We start from the raw sequence: 18,105 nt of genomic DNA, 5'->3' as shown, positions 1-18,105 counted from the left end.
CGCCATCGGCCTGAACGGCCTCGGGGGGGGGCGGGGGGGCGGGGGGGGCGGGGGCCCCCCCCCCCCCCCCGGGGGCGCCCGCGCGGGGGGGGGGGGGGGGGCGGGGCCCCCCCCCCCCCCCCCCCCCCCCCCCCCCCGTATGGCATTGCCATCGCCCGCCGTGACGGCGTGGGCCACGGAATCGGAGGTTCCTGCCCCCTTATGAGGGATCGTTTCACCCGTACGGATTAAATGTGCTCAAGGGGGAGGAAGGGGCCACCGATTGGCACCTACGGTCGCACGGGTGATGAGCAGCAGTCCGGAGACCTCCACGCACACCACCGGCGCACACCGGGCGCACGGAGACGCGCGCAAGCGGGCGGCCGCGCCCCGTGGCGCGTCCACCCGCACCACCATGGCTCAGCGCCCACCCGCGCGCTACGAGCCCTACCTGGACGGCCTGTTCACCTACTGCCTGTCCGTCCTGTGTGACCACGACGCCGCGACCGCGGCCCTGGGCGACGTTCTCGCGCTGGCCGAACGCCGGGGCACGCGGGCCCCGGCGGCCGCTGACGACCGAAGGGCCTGGCTGTACGCGCTGGCTCGCTGGGCCTGCCTGCGCAGACTCGCCGAGACGAGGCGCAGGCGCCAGGCGGCGCACGCTTCCGGCCGGGGGCGTGCAAGCCACAAGGGCGCCCCGAAGAGCAACCCCAAGTCCGCGCGCGGGACGGCGCAGGAGAGTTCGTACACGCCGGCGGACAAGGACGCTGCGGACCGGCGCGCGGCAGAGGCCCTGAGCGCCCCCGCGCCCGCATCCGGCTCAGCGCACCTGTCCGGCTCTGTGCCCGCCCCTGCCCCCGTATCGGCCGCCGTTCCCGAAGGAACCCAGGCAACCGAGGCAACCGAGGCACTGCGGCGCCGCGAACTCGCTCTGCTGGCCTGGCCGGAGGCCGCCGGCACCACCCCGGAGCAGCGAGAGGCGCTCGAACTCGCCGTACGCCACCAGCTCGCCGCCCACGAGGTCGCCGCCGTCCTGGGGATGGATCTCGCCTCCGCCCGCGAGCTGCTCAGCTCCGCCGCCTGCGAGGTCGAACGGACCCGCGCCGCGCTCGCCGTCGTGGAGACCGGCACCTGCCCGAGCGTCGCCCGTCTCACCGGCGACCACCAGCTCGTGCTCGGCACCGCCCTGCGCCGGGAGCTGGTCCGGCACGTCGACGACTGCCCGCGCTGCCGCCGCACCGCCGAGCGCGCGGTCGCCGGCTCCTGGCCCGGCACCAGCGTCACGCCCGCCGCGCTTCCCGTCCTGGAGGCCCCGCGCGCGGCCCTTCACGTTGCGATGGCGCATGTCCCACGCACGCGGGGCGGCGCTCCGCGCTTCGACCGGCGCGGTTTCCCGATGGACCCCAAGGACCGTGCCGCGCGAAGGGACCGGCTACGCGCGCGTGCCGTGACGACGACGGTCGTCGCCACTGTCGTCGCCGCCCCCGTTCTCGCCCTCTGGGCGGCCTACCGGGGCGCGCCCCTCACCGGCGAGGGCGCGGACGGCCGCTCCATCACCGCCACCGAGGAGCAGGGCGACAACGAGCTCGACAGCATCGGCGGCGACGGATCGGGCGGCTACGAGAACGCCGGCAACGCCAGTACCCGACCCGGCAGCCCCTTCACCAAGGGCAGCCAGTCACCCGACGTCTCCGTGGAGGTCATCAGCGCTCCCGGGAGCAGCCAGGCACCGGGCGTGGGACAACTCTCCGTGGTGGCCGGCAACAACGGCGACACGACCCTCATCACGCTGACGGCATCCGGGAGTTCACCGGTTCACTGGTCCGCGTACACCGGCGCCCACTGGCTCTATCTGAGCCAGTCCGCGGGAACCCTCGGCCCCGGCGAGTCGTTGACGATCAAGGTGTACGTCGACCATCTGCGCGAGCCGGTGGGCCCCTGGACCGCGCGGGTGTCGATCGCACCGGCGGGCGCCCTGGTCACGATCGGAGGGTTCGGGAACGCGCGCCCGACCCACCCGGGCCCGCGCCCCAGCGACGCGCCCCCGCCGGCCCCCGACCCCACACCGAGCGACCCGGGCTCCTCCGAACCGGATCCCACGCCCACGCCCAGCAACCCGACTCCGTCCGAGCCCCCGCCCTCGCCGACACCCACGGGCTCGACGCCGTCCGATCCGGAGAGCTCGACCCCGCCACCCGACAACAGCGGCGACCCGAGCCCGTCCTCATAACCGGACAACGGCAGGTACCCGATAGCCGGATAACGGCAGGTACCCGACCAGCTCAGTGGACCGGGTCGGCCGGATGGGGAGCCAGCAGGGGCAGCTGCGAGGCCAGCCTCTCCTCGCAGAGCTCGACCAGCCGGTCGTACCCCTCCTTGCCCATCAGCTCGACGAGCTCCGGGCGGTACGAGACGTACACCGGGTCGCCCGCGCCGTGCGCCGAGGTCGCCGACGTGCACCACCAGTGCAGGTCGTGGCCGCCCGGACCCCAGCCTCGGCGGTCGTACTCACCGATGGACACCTGGAGCACACGGGTGTCGTCGGGCCGGTCGATCCACTCGTACGTCCGTCGCACGGGCAGCTGCCAGCAGACGTCCGGCTTGGTCTCCAGCGGCTCGCGGCCCTCATGCACGGCGAGGATGTGCAGCGAGCAGCCCGCGCCGCCCGCGAAGCCGGGCCGGTTCTGGAAGATGCAGGACCCCTTGTACGGGCGGGTCTGCCGCTCACCGTCGTCGTCCTCCGAGACCCAGCCGGTCTTCGTGCCCACGCCGTGGTGCTGCCAGAGGTCTGGCGTGAGCCTCGCCACATGCTCGGCCACCCGCTTCTCGTCGTCCTCGTCCGAGAAGTGGGCCCCCAGCGTGCAGCAGCCGTCGTCGGCTCGGCCCGCCTGGATGCCCTGGCAGCCGCTTCCGAAGATGCAGTTCCAGCGAGAGGTCAGCCATGTCAGATCGCATCGGAAGACCTGCTCGGCGTCGGCGGGATCCGGAAACTCCACCCACGCGCGAGCGAAATCGAGCCCCTTCTCGTCATTCCTGTCGGGAGACTTCTGGGACTTGGTGGCCTTCGCCTGCGAGGAGCCCTTGGCCGGTTTGTCGGGCTTCGCCTTTTTCGTCTTTGGCACCCGTCCAGGGTAAGTCGCCCGAGGCCGCTCCGGGGACGTCCCACTCGCCGCCCGGCCACCGTCCTTTATCGAGGGGTTCCGCCCCGACCCACTTGGAGAGTCGGACTCGCAGTAGCGTTCCGTATATGAGACTCGGTGTCCTCGATGTGGGTTCGAACACGGTGCATCTGCTGGTGGTGGACGCGCACCCCGGCGCACGGCCGTTGCCCGCGCATTCGCACAAGGCCGATTTGCGGCTCGCTCAACTGCTCGACGCGAGCGGGGCGATCGACCGCGAGGGCGTCGACAAACTGATCGAGACGGTCAAGGTCGCGCTGGAGTCCGCCGAGGACAAGGGCGTCGAAGCCCTGCTGCCGTTCGCGACCTCCGCCGTGCGTGAGGCCACCAACGCCGACGACGTACTCGCCCGGGTCCAGGCCGAGACGGGCGTCGAACTCCAGGTCCTGACCGGTGTGGAAGAGGCCCGGCTCACCTTCCTCGCGGCCCGCCGCTGGTTCGGCTGGTCGGCGGGCAAGCTCCTTGTCCTCGACATCGGCGGCGGCTCCCTGGAGATCGGCTACGGCATCGACGAGGAGCCGGACGCCGCGGTGTCGCTGCCGCTCGGTGCCGGCCGGCTGACCGCGGGCTGGCTGCCGAACGACCCCGCCGATCCCGCCGACGTCAAGGCGCTGCGCCGTCATGTGCGGGCCCAGATCGCCCGTACGGTAGGGGAGTTCAGCCGCATCGGGGCTCCCGACCACGTGGTCGCCACCTCCAAGACCTTCCGGCAGCTCGCCCGTATCGCCGGTGCCGCGCGCTCCGCCGACGGCCTGTACGTCCAGCGAGAGCTCAAGCGCAGGTCTCTCCAGGACTGGGTTCCGCGGCTCGCCGCAATGACCGCCGAGGAGCGCGCCGAACTCCCCGGCGTCTCCGAAGGCCGCGCGAACCAACTCCTCGCGGGCGCGCTGGTCGCCGAGGCGGCCATGGATCTCTTCGGCGTGGAAGCCCTGGAGATATGCCCCTGGGCCCTGCGGGAGGGCGTGATCCTGCGACGCCTCGACCAGATGGCGTCGGAGTAGCCCGTACGTCATGGCGTCGGAGTAGCCCATACGTCGTGGCGTCGGAGTAGCCCATACGTCGTGGCGTCGGAAGTGGCCGATACCCATGGCATCGGAGCAGCCGATCCGCCCCTGCGGGAGCCTGGCCAGAGGCACGACGAACTGCGCGCTCAGCCAGTCACGAGGTCTCGTCCGCCCACAGAGTCCCCACCGCGGCGAACAGCCGTCCCAGAGCCGGCCGCACTCGACCTGGCCATCGCTCCCGGAGAGCCCGGTAGCGGCGAATGGGCGCCAGGCCGGGGGTAGCACTGCCCCGGCCAAAGCCCACCACCCCCGCCAAACCGCCGGAGGCAACCCGTACTCTGTCCCTCGTGGCAGAACCAGTTGTGCGCATCCCGGATGCGAAGGTCGCGCTGTCCACGGCGTCCGTGTATCCGGAGTCGACGGCGACGGCCTTCGAGATCGCCGCGCGCCTCGGGTACGACGGCGTCGAGGTCATGGTGTGGACCGACCCGGTCAGCCAGGACATCGAGGCGCTGCGCAGGCTCAGCGACTACCACCAGGTCCCGATCCTCGCCGTGCACGCCCCCTGCCTGCTGATCACGCAGCGCGTGTGGTCCACCGACCCGTGGACCAAACTCCAGCGCGCACAGGCGGCGGCCGAGAAGCTCGGCGCCGGCACCGTCGTCGTACACCCGCCCTTCCGCTGGCAGCGCCAGTACGTCCGTGACTTCGTCACCGGGATCTGGCGGATGGCGAACGAGACGGACGTACGGTTCGCCGTCGAGAACATGTACCCCTGGCGCTACCGCGACCGCGAGATGCTGGCCTACGCACCCGACTGGGATGTGACGAAGGAGGACTACCGTCACTTCACGATCGACCTCAGTCACACGGCGACGGCCCGCACCGACGCCTTGCACATGGTCGACCGCATGGGCGACCGTCTCGGCCACGTCCACCTCGCAGACGGCAACGGATCCAACAAGGACGAGCACCTCGTCCCGGGCCGCGGTACCCAGCCCTGTGCCGAACTGCTCGAACGCCTCGCGTTCGCCGGTTTCGACGGTCACGTCGTCATCGAGGTCAACACCCGCCGCGCCATGTCCAGCGCCGAACGCGAGGCCGACCTGGCCGAGGCGCTGGCCTTCACCAGGCTCCACCTCGCCTCCGCGCTGAGAGTGCCGCGTCGGTGACGGACGCCTCCCCGCACGACGCGGCCGCCCCCCGCCGCAGGGGGCGCCCCTCCCGTACGCAGACGGAGGCGGCCCCCGCGACCCGCGACCGCATCCTCGACGCGGCCCGCGAGGAGTTCTCCGAGCGCGGTTACGAGAAGACGTCGGTGCGCGGTATCGCCAAGGCCGCCGGCGTGGACTCGGCGCTCGTGCACCACTACTTCGGCACCAAGGAACAGGTCTTCGAGGCGGCCGTCGAGGTCGCCGTCACGCCCGCCCTGGCCGCGTCGAACGCGGTGGGCGACGGGCCGCTCGATGGCGTGGGCGAGCGCCTGACCCGTTTCCTGTTCGGGGTCTGGGAGAACCCGACGACCCGGGCGCCGCTCCTTGCGATCGTCCGTTCCGCCTTCAACAACGAGGCCGCGGCCGCTGTCTTCCGCCGCCTCCTCGTCGCCCAGCTGATGCGCCGCATCGCGCAGCAGCTCGACGTCCCGGACGCCGAACTCCGCGCCGAGCTCGCGGCGGCCCAACTGGTCGGGGTCGCCATGCTGCGGTATGTGATCAAGCTGGAGCCGCTGGCCTCGGTGGACGTGGAGCGGATCATCGAACGGGTGGCGCCGGTGGTACAGGCGCATCTCACGGCACCCTGACTTACGTAGCGCTCCTGCAAGGCCTCTACGTAAGCGCTTACGTAAGCGCTTACGTCCAACGGTCTGCACGAGCGCTGACGCGACCGGTTCCGTGATCGCCCGCGCCTGACCGCCGACCGAGATACCTGTCCCGCATACCGGACACCCTGTCCAGCCCTTGGAGCACCGGCGTACCCTCGAACAAGTCACGACCAGCAGTCACGACTGCCGGCCCGTACGAGCCGGTATCCCTCCGAAGGAGCGAGCGACGATGCCCGAGCTGAGGTCCCGCACAGTCACCCACGGCCGCAACATGGCGGGCGCACGCGCCCTTATGCGCGCCTCCGGTGTACCGGGCGCGGACATCGGCCGCAAGCCGATCATCGCGGTCGCCAACTCCTTCACGGAGTTCGTGCCGGGTCACACCCACCTCCAGCCGGTCGGCCGGATCGTGAGCGAGGCCATCACCGCAGCCGGAGGCATCGCGCGCGAGTTCAACACCATCGCGGTCGACGACGGCATCGCGATGGGCCACGGCGGGATGCTGTACTCGCTGCCCTCCCGCGACCTGATCGCGGACAGCGTCGAGTACATGGTCGAGGCCCACTGCGCCGACGCCCTGATCTGCATCTCGAACTGCGACAAGATCACCCCCGGCATGCTGATGGCGGCCCTGCGCCTGAACATCCCGACGGTCTTCGTCTCCGGTGGCCCCATGGAGTCCGGCCGCGCCACCCTGGTCGACGGCACGGTTCGTACGCTCGACCTGGTCGACGCGATCTCCGATGCCGTGAACGACAAGATCTCGGACGAGGACATCCTCCGTATCGAGGAGAACGCCTGTCCGACCTGCGGCTCCTGCTCCGGGATGTTCACGGCCAACTCCATGAACTGCCTGACCGAGGCCATCGGCCTGTCCCTCCCGGGCAACGGCTCGGTCCTCGCCACCCACACGGCCCGCAAGGGCCTGTACGAGGACGCGGCCCGCACGGTCGTCGACATCACGCGTCGCTACTACGACCAGGACGACGAGTCGGTCCTACCGCGCAACATCGCCACGCACGCCGCCTTCGAGAACGCCATGGCGCTCGACATCGCGATGGGCGGCTCCACCAACACGATCCTGCACCTGCTGGCCGCCGCCCAGGAAGCGGGCGTCCCCTTCGGCCTGGACGAGATCAACGAGGTTTCGCGCCGGGTGCCCTGCCTCGCGAAGGTCGCGCCGAACGTCGCCAAGGACCGTACGTACTACATGGAGGACGTGCACCGCGCGGGCGGCATCCCGGCTCTGCTGGGCGAACTGCACCGCGGCGGCCACCTGAACGAGGACGTCCACTCGGTCCACAGCCCGTCCCTCGCCGACTGGCTCAAGACCTGGGACGTGCGCGCCGGTTCCCCGTCGCCCGAGGCGATCGAGCTGTGGCACGCGGCCCCCGGCTGCGTCCGTTCCGCCGAGGCCTTCTCCCAGTCCGAGCGTTGGGAGGCCCTCGACGAGGACGCGGAGGGCGGCTGCATCCGTTCCGCCGAGCACGCGTACTCCAAGGACGGCGGCCTGGCCGTCCTCAAGGGCAACCTGGCCGTCGACGGCTGCGTCGTGAAGACGGCCGGTGTCGACGAGTCCATCTGGACCTTCGAGGGCCCCGCGGTCGTCTGCGAGTCCCAGGACGAGGCCGTCGACAAGATCCTCCGCAAGGAGATCACCCACGGTGATGTCGTCGTCATCCGCTACGAGGGCCCCAAGGGTGGCCCGGGTATGCAGGAGATGCTGTACCCGACCTCCTTCCTGAAGGGCCGGGGCCTCGGCAAGACCTGCGCCCTCGTCACCGACGGCCGCTTCTCCGGCGGCACCTCCGGCCTCTCCATCGGCCACGCCTCCCCGGAGGCGGCCTCGGGCGGCACGATCGCCCTGGTCAAGGACGGTGACCGCATCCGCATCGACATCCCCAGCCGCACGATCGAGCTCCTCGTCTCGGACGACGAGCTGGCTTCGCGCCGCGCCGCCCTGAACGGCGTCTACGCTCCCGCGAACCGCGACCGCAAGGTGTCCGCCGCCCTCCGCGCCTACGCCGCGATGGCGACCAGCGCGGACAAGGGCGCGGTGCGGGACGTCTCCCTGCTGGGCTGAGCCTTCCGCGCGGGGGCCGTTCCTTGGGGGGCGGCCCCTTCGCGTGTCACCAGTGGGACGGTTCGGGTGCGTCCACACGGCTTCGCGTGTCACCAGTGGGACGGGCGGCGTACGTCCACACGGCTTCGGGTGTCACCAGTGGGACGGGTCGAGTGCGTCCACGGCGAAGACGGTTCCGTCGGGGGCGGTGGCGTAGACCTGGTCCTCGACGATCACGGGAGCCGACAGCCCGAGCACGACGAACTCCGAGTCCGAGCCGAGGCGCGCACGCGTCTCTCCCGAGAGTTTCCCCGTGCGGGCATCCACTGCGAGCAGCCGCCCGTCGGCGGCGGTGAGGTACACATGCCTGTCGTCGGCCACGGGCGCCGAGCCCTGGCTGACGGATGTCTCCAGCCGCCAGCGCAGTGCGCGCGCTTCCATGTCGACGGCAACCAGCCCGCCACCGGTGGCCAGCAGATACATGGTGTTTCCGTGCACGGTGGCCAGGGCGGTGGGCAGTGAGGTTTCGAGCGGTACGCGCTGTACAGCGAGGCTGCTCGGGTCGTACCGGACGAGCGCCTCCGTCTCGCCGTAGTCGTTCACCGACATGAAGAACACCTTGCCGTCGTGCGCGCCGACCGGCTTCAGTTCCCCCGCCAGGCGGGCGTCCCACCGCACGTCACCGGTCTGCGGATCCACCCCGCTCACGAGTGTGTGGGTCCCGTCCACGGTCGTACTCGTGGCGTAGGCGAGTCCGTCGGCGCTGAACGCGGCAAAGGCCGGTTCGCTCTGGTCGGCGATCGTGCGACTCCAGACCTGCTTGCCTGACGAGGCGTCCATCCCGACGACCGTTCCGTCGGTGCGTGTGAGCAGCACCATGCCGCCCGCGTACTGCACGCGCCCGTACGCGGAGATGTCCGTCGTCCAGCGTGTCGCACCCGAGTCGGGGTCGAGGGCCACCAGCCGCTGACCATCGCTCGTGACGGCCTGCACCAGCCCGCCCGCCGCGACCGGCGGGCCGTCCGGGGTGTTTCGATCGGCAAGGGTGTGCCGCCACAACACCGTCCCGTCGGCCGGGTCGATGGCGGAGAACAGCCCCGCCAGCGCGCAGAGCAACTTCCCTCCACCGTACGAGCATTGCGGCATCCCGCGGCTTCCGGAGCCGGGCTTGGTGTGCCAGCCGTCGAACACCGCCGGTGCGGACGGTATGCCGCTGTCCTCGGGTGCGTCGCCGCCGCCGCCGTCGAGCAGCCGGCCCGATGAGAACGTCCAGCCCGCGGTGAGGAGGAGGGCCGCGGCCGTCAGGAGCACCCCCTTGCGGAGGCGGCCCATGGCTCCGCCGGGTCGCGGATCGGGCGCCGAGACAATGTCCTCCTCCGGCTGCGGATCACGACTGGGCCGCTGGGCCGGAGTGAACACCTGGGTGTCGTACGAGGCCGCCACCGACCGCAGTTCCCGCATCAACTCGTCAGGGGTGGGCCGGTCTTCAGGCTCCTTGGCGAGGCAACGCAGCACCAACGGAGCGAGATTCTCCGGTACGTCGGTCAAGTCCGGCTCGTCGTGCACGACTTGGTAGGCGACGACGTACGGGCTGTCGGAGTCGAACGGCCCGCGCCCGGTGGCGGCGTGCACCATCACGGAACCGAGCGCGAAGATGTCGGCGGCCGGTCCCACCTCACGCGGCCGCCGGAACTGCTCGGGTGCCATGAACGGCGGCGTGCCGATCAACTTGCCTGTCTCGGTCCGCAGTTCGCTGTCTTTTGGCCGGGAGATGCCGAAGTCGATGACCTTCGGGCCGTCCTCGGCGAGCAGGACGTTGCTCGGCTTCAGGTCCCGGTGTACGACTCCCACGCGATGTATGTCGCGCAATGCCTCGGCGAGTCCCGCCATCAGGCGGCGCAACTCCCCGGAGGGCATGGATCCGTTCCGCTTCACCTGGTCGGCGAGGGTGGGACCCGGGATGAACAGCGTGGCCATCCACGGGCGTTCGGCCTCGGGATCGGCATCGACGACGGACGCGGTGAAAGCACCGCTCACCCGTCGGGCCGCCGCCACCTCCTGCCGGAAACGCCCCCTGAACTCGGGATCCATGGCGTACCGGGCGTGCACGACCTTCACGGCCACCCGCATCCCCGACGTACTGCGGGCGAGATGCACAACGCCCATGCCGCCGGAGCCCAGGCGTGATTCCAACCGGTAGTGACCTGCGTACTCGGGAAGTTCCGCTTCCACGCCCGCTCCGTCGTTCCGCTGTGGCGCCATGGGACTCACCCCCGTGCTGTTCCTTCGCGCGCGCGACGCACGGAGCCTAGTCGATGGTCCGTACGAGACGGAGGCGGCTTGCTGGCCTCCGTGTGCGAAAAACGTACGTGTGTGCATGGCCTGATTTTGGGGAATCAAAGGGGTCCCATGGCAGCCATGGGGTCCAACGGGGGAGGTTTTCATGTCTGTTGACCGTGTTGAGGAAATCGAGGGCGGCGGCGAAGCAGCGGTCGCGACCCAGGCTGAGACGGCGGCTGTGCGGTACTACCCGGTCGCACCGGGCGTCAGGCTCAACGTCCGCAGCGGCCCGGGTACGACGTACCGCATCGTCCGCGTCCTGTCAGAGGGCGCCCAGGTCCCGATCTTCTGCCAGAAGCCGGGTGAGTCGGTCACGGGCCCGTACGGTACGTCGAACCTCTGGGACGGCATCGCCGTCAGCGAGTACGTCTCGGACGCGTACGTGAACACGGGTAGCGACGGCTACGTCGCCCCGCGCTGCGCCTGACCCACCACCGGCTGGGCCCCGCGGCGAACCCGGAGCGATAATCAACGCGTGAGCGACGACAGCACCGGCACCCCCGCGGGGCCCCAGCCCGAACCCCTTCGATTTTTCGGCACGACCTGGGTGGACCACACCGACGGCTACCCAGCCCGCCGAGCCGCCGCGGCCGCCGGATCGCTGGCCGCCGCGGTGGCCGCCTGCTTGGTGCTCCGCTTCGCCTACCAGGGCCTGGAGATCGCGGACGTGGGCACGCCGGTGAACATCCTGGTCGTCGTGATGTTCGCGGTGTGCAGCGCCCTCGCGTTCCGGCACACCTCCGCCGCGTTCACCAAGCGCCCCGACCCCGACCGCCAGGCCTCCCTCCGGGGCCTCCTCACGATCGGCTTCATCGGCTCCCTCTTCGCCTACTTCTTCCGCTCCCTCACCGAGGCCCCGGGCGAGAAACTCCACCGCGAGGAGTACGAGACGGCTCGCGAACAGTACGAACGCCGCAGCAAGCGCCGCACGGGAAACCCCTCGAAAAAGCGCCGCAACTCTTGACCGGCGGCACTGGCAACATCGGCGGCACTGGCCGCACCAGCCGCATCGGCGGCGCTGGCGGAACCGGCAACATCGGCGGCACTGGCCGCACTGGCCGCATCGGCGGCGCTGGCGGAACCGGCGACCGGCCGCACCGGCCGCACCGGCCGCACCGGCAACTCCGGACGCCGTGACGGCGGTCCGGCAGCTGCAGCATCAGCTCGGCCGGAGGGATCCTCCACGCCGCCCGGCGTTCTACCGCGAGGCGGCGCCATCCCGAGCCCTCAACCACCCGTGGGGCGGCACCCTTCAGTACGACCCGGGCACCTTCCGCCCGTCCTTGTCCGCCGTCCGTCCTCCGCCGTTCTCGTCCGCCGTCCGCCGTTCTCGTCCGCCGTCCGCCGTCCGCCGTCCGCCGTCCGCCGTCCGCCGTCCGCCGTTCGCCGTTCGAGGACGATGGGCGCCCGGGCGTCGGCCCCGTTCCCACCCACCGGAAGGCCGGCCTGCGCCCTTCAACCCGGCCAGGGGTACCCCAGCCCGTCCGGCGTTTGAAGACGAGGCCGTTCAGGCCGAAGCGGGGGCCTACGGGCGGGGTGCCCCTATGGACGGGACGGGACCGGACCGGACGGGACCGGACGGGACAGGCAGCGGCGGAGGGGGGGCGAAATCCCCTAGGCCCCCGAAATCCCAGAGGCCCCCACCCCAAACACGCACCAAACCCCTCCCTTCAACCCCCACCCCCCGCCACCATGACCACATGACCACGCACTCCCACCACACCACCCGAGCACACTCCTTCAACACAGCCGCAGCCCAGTACGCCGCGAACCGCCCCTCCTATCCCCCCGCCCTCTTCGACGCGATCGAAGACCTCGCGCACCGCCCCCTCACCGGAGCAACGGTCGTGGACGTAGGCGCCGGCACCGGGATCGCGACCGCCCGCCTCAAGGCAAGGGGCGCGCAGGTGCTGGCCGTCGAACCCGGCGAGGGCATGGCGGCCGAGTTCCGCCGCACACTCCCCGACACCCCCCTCATCCGGGGCAACGGCAACACCCTCCCCCTGGCCACCGCCTCCGCCGACTTCGTCACCTACGCCCAGTCCTGGCACTGGACCGACCCCGCTCACGCCATCCCGGAGGCGTTCCGCGTCCTGCGCCCGGACGGCGGCGCGCTCGCCCTCTGGTGGAACACCGAAGCCCTGGACATCCCCTGGATCGCGCAAGCGGCCGACCGGGTCGAGCGTTTCTTCGGCATCGATGCGATCGTGGCGAAGAACGGCAGCGGCGCACAAGCGGCGGCCGCCCTGTCCACCACCCCGGCCGGTCCCCTCCACGTCGCCCGGCACCAGGTCCGCTGGAGCCGCCGAGTCCCCCTCGACACCCACCTCGCCAACATCGGGAGCCACTCGGCCTTCCTGGTCCTCGGTGAGGAGAGCACGAACGCCTTCCTCACCGACGAGCGCGCCCACCTGCTCGGCACTTTCCCGGACGGCATGGTCGAGGAGGTCTACGACGTCGAACTGATCGTCGCCACGCGTTCGTGATCCCGCCCGGCGGCCCACGTCCCCACGGGCCGCCGCACCCCGCGTGACCAGGTACTGCAACCCGCAACCCGCAACCCGCAACCCACAACCCACAACCCACCCCACTCCCGTCCCGTCGTGCCTCCAGCGCCTCCAGCGCGTCGAGCCGCTTCGGCAGCCGTATGGACGTCGCACGACAGCAGCACCTCCCGTCACGAGCGGAAGACGCCTGGGCGCCGAGCCGGGGGAAGGCGCGCCGGATCCGCGTACCCGGCATCAGCGCGCACGGAAAGCCATGGCCTGAAGGGGGAGTTAGGCGCGCACCCCCTCGCGCAAACCCCCATCTGAACGCGGAAGCGCGCCACCGGCCCGCCCCCTTCCGGTCACGCCGCCGCCCAGCTGCCCCGTCGGATGAGACGGGGCTCGCGAGGGGGCTTGCCGGGCACGAGGACATCACCGCGGAGGGGGCTTGTGACGAGGGCTTGCGACGGGACGCACGGCCAGGCTTGACGGCCCCGCTCCCCAGGAGCAATATTCATCACATGATGAATATTGCTTCCAGTCCACCCGGCACCGCAGAACCGCCCGCCCCCACCAGGCAGCCCGCCGTCCGTGCCGAAGCCCTCACCGTCGTACGCGGCACTCGCACCGTCCTGCGCGGACTCGACTTCGCCGTACCCCGCGGCCAGATCACCGGGCTACTCGGCCCCTCCGGCTGCGGCAAGTCGACCCTGATGCGCGCGACCGTGGGCACCCAGGCCAAGGTCACCGGCACACTCGAAGTCCTCGGCCGTCCCGCCGGCGACCCCGCACTGCGCTCCCGCATCGGCTACGTCACCCAAGCCCCCTCCGTCTACGATGACCTGACCATCCGTCAGAACCTCGACTATTTCGCCGCGATCCTCGACCCCGGGCACGCAGGCGCCGAACGCCGCCATGCCAACGTCACCCAGGCCATCGCCGACGTCGACCTGACCTCGCACGCCGACTCCCTCGCCGGCAACCTCTCCGGCGGCCAGCGCAACCGCGTCTCCCTCGCCGTCGCCCTCCTCGGCACCCCCGAACTCCTGGTCCTCGACGAACCCACAGTCGGCCTCGACCCGGTCCTGCGCCGCGACCTCTGGAACCTCTTCCACGCCATCGCCGCCGAACGCCAGGCCACCCTGCTCGTCTCCTCCCACGTCATGGACGAGGCCGAGCGCTGCCACCGCCTCCTCCTGATGCGCGAGGGCGAGATCCTCGCCGACGACACCCCCGACGCTCTGCGCGAACGCACCGGCTCCGACACCGTCGAAGCCGCCTTCCTCCACCTGGTCGACGAGGCGAACGCGACGGCCAACCAGCCCACACCCGGCCAGAGGTCCGACAACGAGTCCCGGCCCGATAACGAGTCCCGGCCCGATAACGAATCCCGGGCCGACAACGCGCCCTGGCCCGACAACCCACCCCGGTCGGACAATGCGCCCCGGTTCGACAGCGAGTCCCGCTCCGGAGACCACCCCCGCAAGGAGACCCTCCGATGAGCACGACGACCACGCCCAGCACTGCGCCCCGGTCCGCCGACATCCACCCCGGCCAACGCCCGAGCGCGATCAACTTCTCCCGCACCACCGCAACCGCCGCCCGCGTACTGGGCCAGCTCCGCCACGACCCGCGGACCATCGCGCTGCTGATCCTCATCCCCTGCCTGATGCTCGTACTGCTCCGCTACGTCTTCGACGGCAGCCCGCGCACCTTCGACTCCATCGGCGCATCCCTCCTCGGGATCTTCCCGCTGATCACGATGTTCCTGGTCACCTCCATCGCCACCCTGCGCGAACGCACGTCCGGCACCCTGGAACGCCTCCTCGCCATGCCCCTCGGCAAGGGCGATCTCATCGCCGGCTACGCCCTGGCCTTCGGAGCCCTCGCCATCATCCAGTCGGCCCTGGCCACAGGCCTGGCGCTCTGGTTCCTGGGCCTCGACGTCACAGGGTCCCCCTGGCTGCTCCTTCTGGTCGCCCTCCTCGACGCCCTCCTGGGCACAGCCCTCGGCCTCTTCGTCTCGGCCTTCGCGGCCTCGGAATTCCAGGCGGTCCAGTTCATGCCGGCCGTGATCTTCCCCCAACTCCTCCTCTGCGGCCTCTTCACCCCCCGCTCCAACATGCATCCCGTCCTCGAAGCCATCTCCAACGTCCTCCCCATGTCCTACGCCGTGGACGGGATGAACGAAGTCCTCAAACACACCGACATGACAGCCGCCTTCGTCCGGGACGCCCTGATCGTCGCGGGCTGCGCCCTACTGGTTCTGACCTTGGGCGCGGCAACCCTGCGACGCCGGACCGCGTAGTCGGCGGGACGTCCGCCCAACGGACAGCCCGCCCCGTCCCGCACCCCCGGTGCGAGGATGGACACCGGACGACGCACCCCCCGGAGGGCACCCGCACCATGACCCAGAAAGTCGCAGTCCTCGGCACCGGCAAGATCGGCGAAGCCCTGCTCAGCGGAGTGATCCGGGCCGGCTGGCCCCTCGGCGACCTGCTGGTCACCGCCCGCCGCCCCGAGCGCGCCAAGGAACTCCAGAAGCGCCACGGAGTCACGGCGGTCACCAACGCCGAGGCCGCCAAGTCCGCGGACACCCTCATCCTCACGGTCAAACCGCAGGACATGGGCACCCTCCTCGACGAACTCGCCCCGCACATCCCCGCCGACCGCCTGGTCATCAGCGGCGCGGCAGGCATCCCCACCTCCTTCATCGAAGAGCGCCTGGCCACAGGCACCCCGGTCGTCCGCGTCATGACGAACACCCCCGCCCTCGTCGACGAGGCCATGTCCGTCATCTCCGCCGGCAGCCACGCCACCGACGAACACCTCGCCCACGCCGAGGAGATCTTCGGCGCCGTCGGCAAGACGCTCCGGGTCCCCGAGTCCCAACAGGACGCCTGCACCGCCCTCTCCGGCTCGGGGCCGGCGTACTTCTTCTATCTCGTGGAGGCCATGACGGACGCGGGCATCCTGCTCGGCCTGCCCCGCGACAAGGCACACGACCTCATCGTCCAGTCCGCGATCGGTGCCGCCGTGATGCTCCGCGACAGTGGGGAACACCCCGTGAAGCTCCGCGAGAACGTCACGTCCCCCGCGGGCACCACGATCAACGCCATCCGCGAACTGGAGAACCACGGTGTGCGCGCAGCCCTGATCGCCGCGCTGGAGGCAGCCCGCGACCGCAGCCGCGAGCTGGCCTCCGGCAACAGCTAGAGGAACCGGGGCCGGGCCCGCCCCCGGCCCCACCGTCCTCCAGCCCGCCGCCTCGCTCAGCCCACGCCCTTCAACCCACGCCCCTCAGCCCACGTCCCTCAATTGGCCGCCAGCAAACCGATCGCCCGATACGCCGCGTCCACCCTCGGCCGCGCCATCTCCCTTGCCTTCGCCGCCCCGTCCCGCAACACCCCCTCCACGTACGCAGGATCCGCGCACAGTTCCTTGTGCTTCTCCTGTACGGGCCTGAGGAGCTCGACCACGGCCTCGGCGGTGTCCTTCTTCAAAGCTCCGTACGACTCATATACACCGCCCAAGGCCTCGGGGTTCCCACCCTCACAGGCCGCGAGAATCTCCAGCAGATTCGAGACCCCGGGCCGAGCCTCCCGGTCGTACGCGACGTCCTGCCCGCTGTCGGTCACGGCCCGCATGATCTTCTTCCGCACGGCCTCCGGCTCGTCGAGCAGATAGACGACCCCGGGCCCGACGTCATCGGTCTTCCCCATCTTCGACGTCGGCTCCTGCAGATTCATGACCCGTGCCGCAACCTCCGGACGCGTGGCCCGAGGCACCACGAAACTGTGCCCGTACCGCTGGTTGAACCGCGCGGCCAGATCCCGGGCCAGCTCCACATGCTGCGTCTGGTCATCACCCACCGGCACCTCATCGGTCCCGTACGCCAGGATGTCCGCCGCCATCAGCACGGGATAGGTCAACAGCGACAGCCGCACACTCCCACCGCGCTCCCGCTCCCGGGCGGCCTTCTCCTTGTACTGGATCATCCGCCGCATCTCCCCGTCGGTCGCGACGCACTCCAGCAGATACGACAGCCGCGCGTGTTCGTCCACATGACTCTGGACAAACACGGTGCACAGCACCGGATCGAGCCCCGACGCCAGCATCAACGTGGCCGCCTGCCGACTGAGCCTGCGCACGCGCCCCGGATCGTGATCCACGGTCAGCGCGTGCAGATCGACGATGCAGAACAGCGCATCAGCCCTGTGCTGATCGACGTCGGCCCACCGACGTACGGCCCCCAGATAGTTCCCCAACGTCAGATGCCCGGTCGGCTTGACCCCACTGAAGATCCGCGTCATCTCTCAACCTCCTGATCGAGGCCGCCGCACCCGCCGGCCGGCTCTCCAGGAGGGAGACACAAAAACGGCCGCCGAGGCGGCGGCCGTTGAGTACATACGTGAGTACGGCCGCCGTCAGGCGGCCCACCAGAGCTGGGTGCACGTACGCGTAATCACGACTCCACAGTACGCCGACGGGAGGCCCCCTGGGGCCGAGTTGACACTCCTCAGCCCCGTACGTAATGTTCTCCGGGCTGTCCGACGTGAACGCCGACTCCGGTCGGTCCCCGGACGGCCATTCCGCAACAAGCATTCAACGAACGACCGACTGTCGTCGGCTCGTTTTTTCGTGCGCTTGCGAAATGAGGAATCCGTGTTCGAAAGAACGTGACCCCCGATTAGCTCGGGAGCCGAGATTCCGCTAACGTCTCACTCGTCGGAACTGCCCCAGGGCAGTGAAGACAAGCCCCCTGACTGGGAATCAGGCCCGAAAGGATCTGATAGAGTCGGAACCGCCGGAAAGGGAAACGCGAAAGCGGAAACCTGGAAAGCACCGAGGAAATCGGATCGGGAAACGGTCTGGTAGAGTCGGGAATGCAAGACCGAAGGGAAACGCCCGGAGGAAAGCCTGAGAGAGTCTCTCGGGTGAGTACGAAGGAAGTGTCCGTTCCTTGAGAACTCAACAGCGTGCCAAAAATCAACGCCAAGTTTGTTGATACCCCGTCTCCGGCCGTTCGGCCGGGGGTGAGGTTCCTTTGAAGAAAACATCAGCGAGGACGCTGTGGACCGTGGGGATTATTCCTCCCTTCGGTTCCGCTCTCGTGGTGCGAACCGGATTACCGGTACACATTCACGGAGAGTTTGATCCTGGCTCAGGACGAACGCTGGCGGCGTGCTTAACACATGCAAGTCGAACGATGAAGCCTTTCGGGGTGGATTAG

The 18,105-nt window shown here is 70.2% G+C and carries 14 protein-coding genes and 1 rRNA gene; 12 read left to right on the top strand and 3 right to left on the bottom strand.

Annotated elements, in window-relative coordinates; all coding sequences use genetic code 11:
* The first annotated feature begins 286 nt into the window (after positions 1–286).
* Complete coding sequence (locus ACFYPC_RS10395) at positions 287–2,209, top strand: hypothetical protein (protein ID WP_388673455.1); 1,923 nt, start codon at positions 287–289, stop codon at positions 2,207–2,209.
* Positions 2,210–2,261: 52 nt separating this feature from the next.
* Here the strand turns inward: ACFYPC_RS10395 and ACFYPC_RS10390 are convergent, their stop codons facing one another.
* A complete protein-coding gene (locus ACFYPC_RS10390; RefSeq protein ID WP_388673453.1) occupies positions 2,262–3,101 on the bottom strand; it encodes a hypothetical protein in 840 nt (279 codons plus the stop codon).
* 125 nt (positions 3,102–3,226) lie between these two features.
* Here ACFYPC_RS10390 and ACFYPC_RS10385 point away from each other — a divergent pair, with 125 nt between their 5' ends.
* The 4 genes from ACFYPC_RS10385 (at position 3,227) to ilvD (ending at position 8,067) form a co-directional block, all read left to right on the top strand.
* Entirely contained in the window at positions 3,227–4,159 is a 933-nt protein-coding gene (locus tag ACFYPC_RS10385; RefSeq protein WP_388673451.1) for a Ppx/GppA family phosphatase, read from the top strand.
* A 350-nt stretch (positions 4,160–4,509) separates the two neighbouring features.
* On the top strand, positions 4,510–5,334 hold the full coding sequence (locus tag ACFYPC_RS10380; RefSeq protein ID WP_388673449.1) for a sugar phosphate isomerase/epimerase family protein: 825 nt from the start codon (positions 4,510–4,512) through the stop codon (positions 5,332–5,334).
* On the top strand, positions 5,331–5,963 hold the full coding sequence (locus ACFYPC_RS10375; RefSeq protein ID WP_388673447.1) for a TetR family transcriptional regulator: 633 nt from the start codon (positions 5,331–5,333) through the stop codon (positions 5,961–5,963). Before ACFYPC_RS10380 ends, ACFYPC_RS10375 begins: the two co-directional genes overlap by 4 nt.
* A gap of 250 nt (positions 5,964–6,213) precedes the next feature.
* The gene (ilvD, locus tag ACFYPC_RS10370; protein ID WP_388673445.1) at positions 6,214–8,067 is read left to right on the top strand and encodes a dihydroxy-acid dehydratase; all 1,854 of its coding nucleotides are present in this window, start codon (positions 6,214–6,216) and stop codon (positions 8,065–8,067) included.
* 132 nt (positions 8,068–8,199) lie between these two features.
* On the opposite strand, the gene ACFYPC_RS10365 is transcribed toward ilvD, so the two are convergent.
* Positions 8,200–10,308, bottom strand: coding sequence for a PQQ-binding-like beta-propeller repeat protein (locus ACFYPC_RS10365; protein ID WP_388673443.1), 2,109 nt, complete (start codon positions 10,306–10,308; stop codon positions 8,200–8,202).
* 181 nt (positions 10,309–10,489) lie between these two features.
* Between ACFYPC_RS10365 and ACFYPC_RS10360 the strand changes: the two genes are divergently transcribed.
* The 6 genes from ACFYPC_RS10360 (at position 10,490) to proC (ending at position 16,088) form a co-directional block, all read left to right on the top strand.
* Complete coding sequence (locus tag ACFYPC_RS10360; RefSeq protein WP_388673441.1) at positions 10,490–10,813, top strand: SH3 domain-containing protein; 324 nt, start codon at positions 10,490–10,492, stop codon at positions 10,811–10,813.
* A 48-nt stretch (positions 10,814–10,861) separates the two neighbouring features.
* On the top strand, positions 10,862–11,350 hold the full coding sequence (locus ACFYPC_RS10355) for an EamA/RhaT family transporter (protein WP_388673439.1): 489 nt from the start codon (positions 10,862–10,864) through the stop codon (positions 11,348–11,350).
* 736 nt (positions 11,351–12,086) lie between these two features.
* Positions 12,087–12,872, top strand: coding sequence for a class I SAM-dependent methyltransferase (locus ACFYPC_RS10350; protein WP_388673437.1), 786 nt, complete (start codon positions 12,087–12,089; stop codon positions 12,870–12,872).
* A gap of 521 nt (positions 12,873–13,393) precedes the next feature.
* Positions 13,394–14,374: an ABC transporter ATP-binding protein gene (locus ACFYPC_RS10345; protein ID WP_388673435.1), complete on the top strand. Its 981-nt coding sequence runs from the start codon at positions 13,394–13,396 to the stop codon at positions 14,372–14,374.
* Complete coding sequence (locus ACFYPC_RS10340) at positions 14,371–15,180, top strand: ABC transporter permease (protein ID WP_388673433.1); 810 nt, start codon at positions 14,371–14,373, stop codon at positions 15,178–15,180. The genes ACFYPC_RS10345 and ACFYPC_RS10340 overlap by 4 nt, the downstream gene beginning before the upstream one ends.
* Positions 15,181–15,278: 98 nt before the next feature.
* Entirely contained in the window at positions 15,279–16,088 is an 810-nt protein-coding gene (gene proC, locus ACFYPC_RS10335) for a pyrroline-5-carboxylate reductase (protein WP_388673431.1), read from the top strand.
* A gap of 98 nt (positions 16,089–16,186) precedes the next feature.
* On the opposite strand, the gene trpS is transcribed toward proC, so the two are convergent.
* Complete coding sequence (trpS, locus tag ACFYPC_RS10330; protein WP_388673429.1) at positions 16,187–17,185, bottom strand: tryptophan--tRNA ligase; 999 nt, start codon at positions 17,183–17,185, stop codon at positions 16,187–16,189.
* Between the two features lie 828 nt (positions 17,186–18,013).
* Here trpS and ACFYPC_RS10325 point away from each other — a divergent pair.
* Positions 18,014–18,105 (top strand): 16S ribosomal RNA (locus ACFYPC_RS10325); the annotation flags it as partial.

It is taken from the genome of Streptomyces sp. NPDC005808 (assembly GCF_042871385.1).
Taxonomy (GTDB): Bacteria; Actinomycetota; Actinomycetes; order Streptomycetales; family Streptomycetaceae; genus Streptomyces.
This window is presented reverse-complemented; position numbering and strand designations above follow the sequence as displayed.